Annotated in this window: 10 protein-coding genes and 3 pseudogenes; 9 read left to right on the forward strand and 4 right to left on the reverse strand. The window is 31.5% G+C overall.

Annotated elements, in window-relative coordinates; genetic code table 11:
• From CBI42_RS09870 to CBI42_RS09910, 9 genes and pseudogenes are all read left to right on the forward strand, one after another.
• Positions 1–360, forward strand: a pseudogene (locus tag CBI42_RS09870) (hypothetical protein); the annotation flags it as partial.
• A gap of 33 nt (positions 361–393) precedes the next feature.
• Positions 394–647, forward strand: a pseudogene (locus CBI42_RS09875) (CPBP family intramembrane glutamic endopeptidase); the annotation flags it as partial.
• 200 nt (positions 648–847) lie between these two features.
• Positions 848–985: a hypothetical protein gene (locus CBI42_RS09880; RefSeq protein ID WP_000807141.1), complete on the forward strand. Its 138-nt coding sequence runs from the start codon at positions 848–850 to the stop codon at positions 983–985.
• Between the two features lie 283 nt (positions 986–1,268).
• Entirely contained in the window at positions 1,269–3,878 is a 2,610-nt protein-coding gene (locus CBI42_RS09885; RefSeq protein ID WP_256963719.1) for a protein kinase/lanthionine synthetase C family protein, read from the forward strand.
• A gap of 32 nt (positions 3,879–3,910) precedes the next feature.
• Positions 3,911–5,851, forward strand: a complete 1,941-nt coding sequence (locus tag CBI42_RS09890) for a prolyl oligopeptidase family serine peptidase (protein WP_094753893.1) — start codon at positions 3,911–3,913, stop codon at positions 5,849–5,851.
• The gene (locus CBI42_RS09895; protein WP_094753894.1) at positions 5,848–7,455 is read left to right on the forward strand and encodes an ABC transporter ATP-binding protein; all 1,608 of its coding nucleotides are present in this window, start codon (positions 5,848–5,850) and stop codon (positions 7,453–7,455) included. Before CBI42_RS09890 ends, CBI42_RS09895 begins: the two co-directional genes overlap by 4 nt.
• A gap of 14 nt (positions 7,456–7,469) precedes the next feature.
• Positions 7,470–8,210 (forward strand): ABC transporter ATP-binding protein, encoded by a 741-nt coding sequence (locus tag CBI42_RS09900; protein ID WP_179211392.1) that lies wholly within the window; start codon positions 7,470–7,472, stop codon positions 8,208–8,210.
• A 2-nt stretch (positions 8,211–8,212) separates the two neighbouring features.
• Positions 8,213–9,532: an FtsX-like permease family protein gene (locus CBI42_RS09905; protein ID WP_094753896.1), complete on the forward strand. Its 1,320-nt coding sequence runs from the start codon at positions 8,213–8,215 to the stop codon at positions 9,530–9,532.
• 133 nt (positions 9,533–9,665) lie between these two features.
• Positions 9,666–9,803 (forward strand): SapB/AmfS family lantipeptide, encoded by a 138-nt coding sequence (locus CBI42_RS09910; protein ID WP_094753897.1) that lies wholly within the window; start codon positions 9,666–9,668, stop codon positions 9,801–9,803.
• Positions 9,804–10,242: 439 nt separating this feature from the next.
• Here CBI42_RS09910 and CBI42_RS09920 read toward each other — a convergent pair.
• From CBI42_RS09920 to CBI42_RS09935, 4 genes and pseudogenes are all read right to left on the reverse strand, one after another.
• A pseudogene (locus CBI42_RS09920) lies at positions 10,243–10,473 on the reverse strand (helix-turn-helix domain-containing protein); the annotation flags it as partial.
• A 349-nt stretch (positions 10,474–10,822) separates the two neighbouring features.
• Entirely contained in the window at positions 10,823–11,821 is a 999-nt protein-coding gene (gene galE / locus CBI42_RS09925) for a UDP-glucose 4-epimerase GalE (protein ID WP_094753898.1), read from the reverse strand.
• Positions 11,822–11,846: 25 nt separating this feature from the next.
• Positions 11,847–12,533 carry a triose-phosphate isomerase gene (locus tag CBI42_RS09930; protein WP_094753899.1) on the reverse strand — a complete coding sequence of 229 codons (687 nt, stop codon included), beginning with the start codon at positions 12,531–12,533 and terminating at the stop codon, positions 11,847–11,849.
• 26 nt (positions 12,534–12,559) lie between these two features.
• On the reverse strand, positions 12,560–13,105 hold the full coding sequence (locus CBI42_RS09935; protein ID WP_050262080.1) for an NAD(P)H-dependent oxidoreductase: 546 nt from the start codon (positions 13,103–13,105) through the stop codon (positions 12,560–12,562).
• Positions 13,106–13,412 lie beyond the last annotated feature (307 nt).

A 13,412-nucleotide genomic window follows, 5' to 3' on the forward strand; every position in this document is an offset into this window, starting at 1 on the left:
AGCCTTAATAAAGCTGATAATGGTTGGTTCAACGAAAATAAATTCAAAATAGTTGTAACCTTGTTGCTCTATCAAATGTTACATGTAATGGAGTGTAAATTCTATACAACTGATGACATTTTGAATATAAGAGTCGGTCGCCGATTTAAAAGAGATCATATTTATTTTGTAGTCTTTAAATTAAGTAATGGTGTCAGTTATACAGTAGAATTATCACATGAAAAAGGTAATCAATACTTTCCAAGAAGCCTTAAAATCAATGATACCTCCGTTACAGATTGTAGAGAAATAGAGCTTAGACTCATTAATAAGATTCGATTTAAACCAGCTAAGGTAAGAAAGGTAAAATGGCCATCATGATTTAAAAATTGAAATCATGATTACATCACCACTCTTTTCTTAATCAATGTGAGTATTGTTGAAGAATTTCTGTATTGAGAAATTTTATTGAAGTTGGTCAGAAAATTAGACATCAGAATTGCGTTGACAAGTGTTTTGTTCGCCTTAGCTCATCATCCGTAAACCATTCTAGCTTGGTGTTTGTATGTTTCATTGGGAATGTTTTTAGGGATGGTACGCTATAAATCGGACTTATGGGGCTACATTTGGTGTGGAACCTACTAGTTTATAGTTTGCTGCTTTTTTAAAATAGGCGACCTGATTTTTAGGTAACTTCTAAAACTAACTTCCAGTTTTGGAAGAGAGATGGAAGTTACTTTGAAAAGTTACGGAAACATTATTTTCTGTGAAAAACATTGTATAATTGCTTGCATTTTACTGGTAGAGAGAGTACAATGAGAGTGGATAAAGTACTTAATCCCAAAAATTTAAATAGGAGGAGCTAGCTATGGCAGAAGAAGTATTAAATCTTCAATTAGTATCTGTTCAAGTTGACGAAACAGATGAAGTTGATGGAATGCGATTTAGTACATTCAGTACAAACCGTTGCGGTAACTGGAGTGCTTTTAGTTGGGAAAATTGTTAACTCATTTAAATTGTAAACTTTAGAGATACTCTGGAGTTATGGATGTCGTTCCAATATGTGCACGTTGGAATGTTAGTGCTTATATGGGGAGAATCCAAAGGATTCTCCCTTTTTATTTAAATAAGTCTGCCTAGCTATAGATATATTGAGACTCTTTAAAAATCAATTCAAACCACGTCAACGTCGCCTTGCCGTACTCAAGTACAGCCTGCGGCTAGTTTCCTAGTTTGCTCTTTGATTTTCATTGAGTATAAGTTTGATAGAATTTCTTGGAGATTTTGTTATGGATTATAATTTCAATTTGGAGCATCCTTTCTTTTTCACTAATAATGATTATAGTACAGATACTAGCATAAAGTACCAAGTAAGTCTGCCTTTTAATTGGCACGAAGTAATGAATAATGATGAGTGGGTTTATCAATACCCTATTGGAAAATTTGTTGAAAGACAAGGGTGGAAAATACACATTAGTTCAGAGTATAATAGTTCACACGAATTGTTACAAGATGTAGCAAAAATTTGCCATGAAATGCGAATTCCATTTAAACATCTTAGTACAGAAGACAAATTTATCATGCGAAACGGGAAATTGGTTAGTCGAGGATTTTCTGGTAAATTTATTACATGTTATCCAAATCAAAATGAATTAGAGTCGGTTTTGCAAAGGTTAGAAAGTGCCTTAAAGCAATATAATGGGCCATATATTTTAAGCGATAAACGTTGGGATGAGGCGCCAATATATCTGAGGTATGGTGTGTTTAGGCCGTCAAGGGATGATGAAAAGAAGGTTGCTATTGATGAATTAATTGTTGGCGATGAAGTTGTTAAAGATGAACGTTTACCAGTATTTAAAATTCCAAAAGGTATAGTGCCCCCTGACTTTTTGAATAAATGGCTTGACAAGAAAGATAAAAAACAGGGAGACTTTCCCTTTATTATAGATAATGCAATTAGATTTTCAAACAGTGGTGGGATATATAATGCTAAGCTAAAAGAAGATGGGAAAAAAATAATTTTAAAAGAGGCTAGACCGTATACAGGTCTAGGATTTGATGGTACTTATTCTTCAGAGAGATTAGCTTCGGAGTGCAAAGCACTAAAAATTCTAAATGAATGGAGTGAGACACCTAAAATATACTGGTACGGTAAGATCTGGGAGCACACCTTCTTAGGAATTGAACATATGAAGGGCGTTCCACTAAATAGATGGGTTACCAATAATTTTCCTTTATATGAAGTTGTTGATAAGACCAAAGATTATCTATTGAGAGTTTCAAAGATAGTAGAAAAACTCATCGATTTAACGAATAAGTTTCATTCTGAAAATGTATATCATCAAGATTTACATTTAGGAAATATCTTGGTTAAGGATGAAGATGAAATTAGTATAATAGACTGGGAACAGGCTGTCTTTTCGAATGATGAAAAAGTTGTACATAAAGTTGCAGCCCCTGGTTTTAGAGCATGGCGAGAAACACTTCCCAGTGAGATAGATTGGTATGGTATTAGACAAATAGCTCATTATTTATACATGCCACTAGTAACTACATCGGATTTGACATACAACTATGTAAGTCAAACCAGGATAGAAGGAAAAAAACTATTTGAGTCTTTGGATTATACAAGAGAACATATAGATTATGTAGAAAGTTTATTGTCATATCTAGATTCTAAATGTCCACAGATCGAGAATATTTCCAGGAAAAAAGTTTTAAAACCCATGCATGAGATTAGAACTATCGAGAGTGAGCAAGATATACAAGATTTTATTATAAAATTATTAAGAGGGTTTACGCTAACTTATGGACAGTGGCGTAAAGAATTTCAATCAAGATTCTTCCCCGTTCATTATTATGGTCTGAATTTTAATCAAGGAATTGCGTTTTCAGATTTAGCTATCCTTTGGAGTTATCAACAACTAGCTAAGAAAGTAAAAAATTTCAAGTTTGATGACTATTATGAGATTCGAACACAGGTTATTAATGAGGCAGTAAATAATTTTAAGAAATCGTCCTTTTCTGGTCTTTTTGATGGTAAAATTGGTACAATCTGGCTCATTTATGAACTTGGGGAGATAGATCGGGCAGTTGAACTTTTTACAACTCATTTTATAGAGATATTTGAGAATTCACAAAATAAAAATTTATATAGTGGGCAGGCTGGAATTTTACTGGTTGGACTATATTTTCTTAGTAAAGGGGAAATTGATAATAAACTAGGAGAAGAAATACTAATTAGGCTTAGAGAATATACTTTAAATTATATAGAAAATCCAGAAACTTTTTGTAAAGTTGGCGCTAGTGATGTTCAGAGTAATGATCCTTATGAGAATTTTGGTGGATTACTATATGGTCACGCAGGGGTAGCTTGGCTCTTCGGTGAAGCTTATAAATTAACTGGTGAAAGTATCTATAAAAATGGTCTAGAATTGGCTGTAGATAAAGAATTAGTTGCTTATAAAGTAGATAGTAATAATTCATTGCAGTACAGCCAAGGTCATAGATTACTACCATATCTAGCAACTGGAAGTGCTGGCCTGCTTTTACTTATTAATAGAAATAAAGAAATCTTGTCAAGCAAATACTTAAAATATTTAACTTCTTTAGAGAGGGCAACTGATGTAGTTTTTTGTGTATTACCAGGTTTATTTAACGGATTTTGTGGTCTTGAAGTTGCTAATAATATATATAGTGATATCGATGATAACTTTTCAGGACAAAAGAAATTAATTGAACAACTTTATAGATATTTGTGTGTAATTGAAGAAGGATTTGTTATTGCGGGAGATAATGGTTTAAAGATAACAACAGATATTGCTTCGGGATTTGCGGGTGTTGCAATTGGATTGGTATCAATAATGGATAATAAATTGACGATTCTTCCTCAAATATAATATTGAGATACCATTATTAAGGGGTTATACTTGTGAATCAGAGTAATGAAATATTTTTAAATACAATACAGGAAAAAACACACTATAAGAGGTCTATCTCTTCATCATTTCAGGAATTAAAAAAATGGAATTCTTTGATATTTAGGAGAGGGCGATATTGGTACCAATTTGATAATTGGAGTATACCCAATACTGGTGTAATAAAGGAATGGTATGTCGAAGATAATGACTGGATTCCTAAGGTTAGTTCTTCCAGTTTAGACAATTCAAATTCACTTAAAATTGTCTTTGATGTGGAAAAATATACTTTGCCAGATGATAGTATCTTACAGGATGTTAGGATTTCATCTGATGAGAGTTATATAGTTTTGGTTGTATCCTCACTGCGTAGCACTAATTTAATTGGAATAAAAAAATATACTATGGAGGAGTTATTTATCATTGAAGATATTTCAGTAGAAAGTTCGTTCTATTTGGGTAAATTCGGTGTTATGTATACTCGCTCCAAAGAGTACGGTAGACCAAGTAAGTTATTCTATAAATCTTTTGATAGCTTTACAGAAGAGGAACTGTTTGAAGAAAACGAATGCTCTTTTCGATTAAAAATAGTCCACATTGATAGCAATAATTGTTTTGTAAAGTCAGTAGACTTTCAGAAAGGCAGGATTTTTCTATACAGTTTCGACCGGACGGGTTTTGTTAGACACTCTTACACAGAAACGGTAGCCCCAACACCTAGAGATATCGCTCTATTTAGTACAGAAAAAGCACAGTACTTTCTTGGGCTCTCTTCAACTGAAGAAAAGAAAGATCAACTAATTCTAAGGGAAACTTCTTCGGGAGATAGAGTTTCTATTACTATACCATATCAAGATAGGGCTAGAAGAGTTCGCTGTATAGGACGTTATATCCTTTTAGACTGTTCAAACGCAGCGAATTCCGTCTTTTATCTTGCTACATTTAAAAATAATAGTTTGAGGGAGTTGAGTGTTAATAAGATAACATTTGATGAAAAGACAACACTTTATGAAAATTCATTTTCTGATCGTGTTCTTTTGTTTTTAGAGAGGAGAACTTTTTACGAAAAAATACTTAGTTTTGATTTAATAGAAAATACATTAAAGACTGAATTTGAAAGACCCATCATAAAATCGAATAATACTAAATATTTTTCTAAGGTGATTTGGACTAAAAAAGACAGTTATGATGTAAGCATACCGATTTCTTTATTTTGGAAAAGTGAAGATGCGGATGAGCTCCCAAGAAGAAAAAAATGTATTCTAAGTGTTTATGGGGCTTATGGTAAGAATGATAATTCTGATTTAGATGAAATTATGTTATCTATAATAGATGCAGGTTTTATTTATGCTATAGTTCATGTAAGAGGTGGAGGCTATTTGGGTGGTGAATGGTATCGATCAGGAAAGGCGTTAAACAAATGGAATTCTATCAGAGATTTTATTGAGGGAGTAAATTATTTAAGGGAAAATGATGTAATTGACAGTAAGCGATTAGGTTTAATAACTTCTAGTGCAGGTGGAATAATTGCTGGTGCGGTGTTGAACGAGGAAAAAAATTTATTGCAAAGCATTCTCTTATTTTCGCCATTTATAAATCCTTATGATACACTTCAGAATCCAAATGATCCTCTTTCTAAGACCGAAATAGCAGAGTGGGGAGATATTAGAGACCCTGAAGTAAAGGCTTATATAAAGTCATATTCGCCTATGCAAAATATTGAAAAGGCACGAGACTCAAATACTGTTATAGTTAATATTTTGGGTGAGAAAGACCCATATATTAATAATAACGAAGTGATAGAGTGGTCAAAGAAATTAAATTCTATTGGAGTTAAAAGTTTGTTGTATTTAAACAAAGCAGCTGGTCATGGAGGTTTTACTCCATCAGATGTTCCCTTAATGATTGATACTTTAAATTATTTCTTTGAAGAAGTGGGAAGGAATAACTTATGAATTATTTAAAATTTATAAAAAAGACTAAACTTATATTAATGGGGATTTTAATATTTCTATCTTCGTTTAATGGTGTCTTGCTCTCAGGAATTATTGTATATGCAGGTAGTTTAAATCAGACTTCCTCATTTTCTGACGTTCTAAGATTTGGTGCTATAAGTATTCTGGGTTGGTCAGCAATCTATATATCAAATTACTATTTAGAAGTAACGGAAGCATCAATAACAAAAGATATAAATGTAAAAATTAAACAAGGATATTTTAGAGAACAGTATCTTTCTTCTGAAATGGTAAAAGATTACTCATCTATTATTTCAGTTTTGTCAAATGATTTGAGATTAATCGAAGAAAACTATTTTAGACAAATTTTTGAAATAATTTCTTCAATATTGTTGTTCATCGTCTCTCTAAGTTTTATGCTTTATTTAAACTTCCTAGTTTCAATAATATTTATTGTATTATCAGCATTGCCGATTATAGTACCTGTCTTTATGAAGAAGATGTTGTCTAATTCAGCTAATGAGTACTCTAACAGCAATGCAGAGTATACTCACATAATAAAAGAAATTTTTAATGGTTTTAAGACATTAAAATCTTATTCTGTTACTAAAGAAATAATTAGTTTGTCGGATAAAAAGTTGGATAAACTAGAAGATTCTACTTTTAATTTGAAACGATCAGAGGTTCTTTCAAAATTGGTTGCAGTACTAATTGCAGGTTTTTGCTTTCTAGTTCCCTTGGTTGTAGGATGTTATTTTGTAATTTATCATAAAAGCCTTTCTTTTAGTGAACTGATAGGTATTTTCTTAGCAAACGATAAAGTTTTAGGGCCGATACAATCAATTGCCTATTCATTAAATAAGATAAATACAACCAAAGATTTAAGGAAACCGTTTTTAAAATACTTAAGTGGAGAGAAGAATTTTATAGACGCTGAATATGATAATAACGGACTGTATACTTCATCAATAGATGAGATACACATGAAAGATGTTGTATATTCTATTACACCAGAAAATAAATTAAGTATTGACTTCTCATTTAAGTCACCATTTAGGGTATTATTAACAGGAACTTCTGGTAGTGGGAAAACAACGATTTTAAATTTAATTAATGGTTCTTTAAAGCCACAAAAAGGTTATGTAAATTTGTTATCACATGGGAAAAAGAGTTCAGATTCAATACCAACAGTTGATCAGACACCATATATTTTTGACACTACTATTCGTGAGAACGTAACTTTATTTCAAAATGAATATTTTTCAGATGATCAGATAATTGAGGTATTAAAAAAGGTAAATCTATATGAAGAATTAGAAAAGATAGATATACTAAATTATCAATGTGGTGAAAATGGTAGTAATTTGTCTGGAGGTCAAAAACAAAAAATAGCTTTAGCTAGAGCTCTGATTAGAAATAATAAAGTGTACTTATTTGACGAAATATCAGCTAATTTAGATAATGATAATTCAAATTCCATACATGATATTCTGTTCAATTTAGGTATTTCATTTATTGAAGTTTCACATCATTATGACTTAAATGACAAGAGATACACTGAGATATATAATTTGGAAAATGGAACACTTTTCAAAATTAAGTGATTGGAGGCAAGAATATGGATAAAGATTATATATTAAAAGTGAAAGGGCTGTATCATCAATTTTTACTAGGAAATAATAAAACGTTACAAGTGCTGAAAAATGTTTCTCTTTCTGCTTCGAGAGGAGAATTTATAAGTATTCTAGGAATTAGTGGTTCTGGAAAGTCAACTTTATTAAAATGTATTTCTAGTTTGCTTGAACCAACAAGTGGGGAAGTAATTTTAAATGGAATCAACCCCTATAAAATCAGAAATGCAAAATTGTCAAGTATAAGACGTAACGAAGTATCTTTTATATTTCAAGCATACAATTTAATACCTTCCCTGCCGGTAATAGAAAATATAGCACTTCCTTTGCGATTATCACAAAAAAAATTAACTATTAAAAATGTAGAAAACTTACTCAAAAGAATGAAGTTTAATGCTGGCTTAAACGATTTTGTTGGAACTCTGTCTGGTGGAGAACAACAGAAGGTTGCTATAGCTAGAGCGGTTATTGCTGATAGTGATATAATATTTGCTGATGAGCCAACTGGGGCTTTAGACAGCGTTTCTCGTGAAGTAATTTTTGAATTATTGAGAGAGTTAGTAGGGGCGGGTAAGTGTGTAATTATGGTAACTCACGATATAGAATTGGCCTCGAAAACTGATCGTGCATTAATATTGAAAGATGGAAAAATTTTCAAAGAACTTCATAGACCTAGCGGGGAAGAGTTGTATAAAATCTTAGAGGTACAATCAACTACGGAGGGATAGAGATGCTCAGATTAGTTTACTATCAATTTTTACATAATAAGAAACAATGGTTAGGCGTTTCACCAGTAATTTTTGTTTCGAGTTTAGTTATGGGATTGGCTGTTAATGGGGTAATTAATGTTGAGAATAATTCGCAAGTATTTGTCGGACTTCCAGATCCTAAACCAATTTTTATGTTTCCGATAGTATTCGGAGGAGTAACATTATTCTTTGTGCTCTCTAATATAATAAATATGTTGGTTGAAATTTTTAGAGATGATTACGAACTTCTGGAGGTGTTGGGAGCAAGTCGCCTTCAACTATCATTTCTTGTGGGGGGACAGATTTTTATCATTTCCTCAATTATTAGTTTTATTGCATATCTATGCTCTATATTTGTTACGTCAAATTATTATTATTTTTTACAATACTTTTTCGGGGAAAATATATTACCTGATATCCAATTTCAAATGAGTGCTGTTGGATGTATCATTACAGTAGTGTTGATTTCATTTTTAGCCTTTCTAAGTGGTTGCTTTTATACTTTCAAGAAGATTAGAAATAGGAAGAGTTCTAAAATAAGGCATGTTCTTTCAATAGTAAAAAGAATACTGCTATTGGCTGGTTTTAGTGTTATCTGGTTGCTTTCTTTGCAACAAATTTTCCAAGATAGCACAATTTTAGCGAAGGCCCAGATAATATTCAATATTGTAATCTTAGATATTGTGATTATTTATCAATTATCTCCTTTTATACAGTCATGTTTTATCAAACTACTTTCTATAATTATATTTAGAAATAATTTTATGTTCATTGTTTCGAAGTGGAATTTACTATATCGTAAGCCTTATATAAAATCTATCAGTGCTGCAATTACAGGAGCTATATTGCTAATTTCTAGTTTTCAAATGATTTCTCAGAATATACTATCTCAATTTCAAGATGACAGTGATTTAGAGCTAAAAGTGGCATTTATTGTCTATGTAGGAGCACCAATTTTGATAGTACTTGCAAATATTATTTCAATTGCATTTTTGTCATCTCATCAAGAAAGGATTGAGATTCAGCAATTTGAAATTTTAGGAACTTCTAATTACCAGATGGTTAAGATTAAAGTTGGTGAGGCTATATTTTTGACATTTGTTACTTCATTAATTGCATTTTTACTTAACATTAAAATTATGGCTTTAATATACTACTCTTTAGGGAATATTTTAATAGATGATATGAATCTTTTGGGGTTAATACTTCCAAATTTTATAGTATCTTTTATTTTATTTATTTTAATATTTATTACTAAAAGTTCCTATTTTATCTTTAAGAATGCCAAAATTATTTCTTAAAAATTTGTAAGTTTTCGATATATAAAATAGTTAAATCTATTTTGTATAATTGCTTGCATTTTACTGGTGGAGAGAGTATAATGAGGGTGGATAAAGTACTTAATCCCAAAAATTTAAATAGGAGGATCTAGCTATGGCAGAAGAAGTATTAAATCTTCAATTAGTATCTGTTCAAGTTGACGAAACAGATGAAGTTGATGGAATGCGATTTAGTACATTCAGTACAAACCGTTGCGGTAACTGGAGTGCTTTTAGTTGGGCAAATTGTTAATTCATTTAAATTGTAAACTTTAGAGATTCTCTGGAGTTATGGATGTCGTTCCAATATGTGCACGTTGGAATGTTAGTGCTTATATGGGGGGAACAGAATCCTCTCTTGATTGAAGACAAGCTAGTCATTAGGCTGGTTTGTCTTTTTGTAAACTGTAGTGGGTTTATATAATAGTATTAGTGAGTGGGATAAAAGTTTCATTTAGTTTATTCAGTACAAATTTAACGGGTCAAGATTTATATACTGGTGGTGTTTTTGGGGCTGAGAGAAGTATCTTGATTTTATGTGTGGTTTTTATACTTACAGTTGTTCTGCTCCAAAGAGCTTGTAGAGAAGAATTAGCTCATAAAGGAGATTGATTATTTTGATATCAAAAAAATGCACAGGATAACCTGATGCATTTTTTTAGCGACAATATTTTAAAGTTATTTTATCTGATTTGTCTTCTTTTAGGACATCCATTACAGACAAAGGGAGCCTTATCGAGTAGAGAGCAAGGAAGGTTATCACAGGTAGACACTCGGACTTGTCTGTTTCGTTTCACTTCTTTGGAAACAGTAGTTGGGTCTTTTAGTATAAATTGCCCAATAGATTTGAAGGTTTCTCCGCGCTCTAAACCTAATTGGATATCATTACGGTCTGAAAGGGTAAGGTATTTATGTTTAATCATAGTAGGCCTCATTCCTACCACAAATGTCTCACACTTAATTCCACCATAAAAATCCGTTTTAGGCTAATTTCCACTTTGGTCAGGAAAGTGGAAATTACTTTGAGAAATCACCTCATGAATTTAATAGTCTAGAATATTTTATGAATAAAAGTAAGGCTGGACAAAAACTCAATTTGAGGAGAAAACAAAGCAAATTTTTCGACAATAAAACGCATAGTATCAAGGATTCAACACCTGATACTATGCGTTTTCTAATTTTAAAGACTTTTGCCTAGTCTCATCTTGTTAAGTAAATATAACTCAGTCTTGTTTCATAAGGTGTAGTTCACAGAGAGCTGGTTACGATTTATTACTCCAAAATGTTTTTGCCTTCTTTAACACGCCAACGATAATCTGATAAAATAATATCTTCGAGGGAGTAGCTAGCCTTCCAATCAAGATATTTTTTAGCTTTTGATGCGTCTGCTAGGACGCTGGCTGGGTCACCAGCACGGCGAGCAACAATTTCGTGTGGTATTTTTTGATTCAGTAATTCTTCAGCAGTTTTAAAGATTTCTTTGACGGTATAGCCTTTTTCAGTTCCCAAGTTAAAGATTTGAGAAGAACTGTCTTCTTGAAATAGGTAGTTCATTCCTTTAACATGAGCCTGTGCAAGGTCCAAGACATGAATGTAATCCCGAATACATGAACCATCACGTGTATCGTAGTCATCTCCAAATATTTTTAGGCTATCATTTTGTCCCAATGCGGTCTTGTTGATATTGGGAATGATGTGAGTTGGATTTTTCACACGCAGGCCGTTTGAAGCATCCATTTCAGCCCCAGCAACATTAAAGTAACGGAAAATGACATATTTCCAATCGTAGCGATTGGCCATCCAGTAAATCATTCGTTCACCCATCAGTTTTGTTTCTGCATAAGGGTTGACAGGGTCGAGCAGGGTATCTTCAGTTGCAGGCTTGTCAATACAGTTATTACCATAGAGGGAAGCAGTCGAAGAGAACATGATTTTTTGAATACCAACTTCGGACAAGACTTTGAGAACTTGGTTCATACCAGCAACATTGGCAGTGAAGTATTTACTTGGATTTTCAATACTTTCGCTCACAACAATTTCACCTGCACAATGGAGAACAGCATCAATCTTGTTTTCTTCCAAGTAAGTTTTTAAGGCACTGGCATCATAAACATCCAGTTGTTTAAAGCTAGCACGACTATCTACAGCTGAACGATTTCCTGTAGAGAGATTATCTAGGACATGCACCTTGTAGCCAGCATTTAAAAGAGCTTTAACGGTATGGGAGCCAATGTAGCCAGCTCCACCTGTAACAAGAATTGTTTTTTTCATGACTTTTTCCTTTTTTTATTTTTTACTAGTTGGAAAATTCTTTTTGATTTAAAAAATTAAATACTTCTAATAACGTATTTGTTCGATCTCCAATCAATACTCCATCAAATCCTAATTTAATAATTTCAGGGATGTCTTTACATTGTACACCTCCTCCAAATACTAATTTATATTTAAAATTATATATTTGACTAGATATGAACAAATACCTTTTTAGCATAGTTAAATGATTAGAAATTTCTTCTAAACTGTAGTCCTTTTTTCCACTCAATGTTGCACTTAGAATTTCATATGCTATAATAATTTCTTTTCCTTGAAATTGAATTCCTGATAAAAGTTGATGTATCTCAGCAATATAATTTTTATTTTTGCCAAAACAAATAATAGGAGTTATATTTCCAACTATTGTCTGTTTTATTTTTGAACGAATGATATCTTTAGTTTCATTTAAGAATTTTTGTCGTTCTAGATGGCCGACAAATGCATATTTTATATTATAGTAATTGAGATGTTCACAGGTTAAATCACCAACATTTCGCCCCTTTATAGCAATATTTTGCGAAGCAATTGAAAAAGAATATTCATTGTCGTTAACAGGTATTATTGGTGAAATAATTAATTCTGTTTTAACATTTCCTTCATTGAAAAGTTTTAACAGATCTAATTGTTCATGAATACTTAATTTATTTTTAAAGTTGAATATTGTTAACATTTTCACCTTTTTAATATTAAAACTAATTATTTGTTAATTTTATCATCAATGTATTGTTCTAGTTTTGCTTTGTATTGTTCAAAGTTAGGTTTCTTTACTACATTATGAAATGATAAAGTTTCTCTTTGTGTAAATCCGCAAAACTCCATTGCTTTATGAAATGATATTAGAATTTCGTCTACACTTTTACCATTAAAAAATTCATTGGAATCATTAAAAGTATATTCTGGTGCATTCCATGTTGAAGATATAATATATTCTTTCCCTTTCATGAGTCCACCAGTTCCATATTTATCAGCAAATGAGTAAAACTGCCCATATTCAAATACATTATCAAGATACAATTTTAATTTTCCTGGAACATTAAACCAATAAATTGGGAATTGAAAAATAATTAGGTCAGCCCATAAAAACTTATTTCTTTCATCAATAATATCATATGATTCTACTGAAGATAGCTGTACATTATGATGATGCCGTAATTTATTTAAAAAAATATTGTATAAGCTAAAGTTAAGTTCGCCTTTACAGAAATCATGTTTTTGATATCCGTTTACCAATAAGATGTTCATATTTAATTCCTCCTTGTATTAAAAATATCATTAATTAATATTTTTGTCAATATTTTTATTGAAAATAATTGAAAATAATGAAAAAAAGTGAAAAAAACAAACTTAGTATATCTATACCATGACTTTTGTACTGAAAAACATTAGTTTAATTGTGGTTTGAAAAATTGTTCAAAATTTTTTCAATCATATTTACTATAAATAGTAAACTGCATCCCAACAACCCCAAAAATGTGATAAAAATTTCAACTATTATTATCTATAATAAAGCTACCTGTTCTTTGAAAATTGAATCCACTCCGTCTTGATT

Source organism: Streptococcus sp. KR (assembly GCF_002238115.1).
GTDB lineage: Bacteria > Bacillota > Bacilli > Lactobacillales > Streptococcaceae > Streptococcus.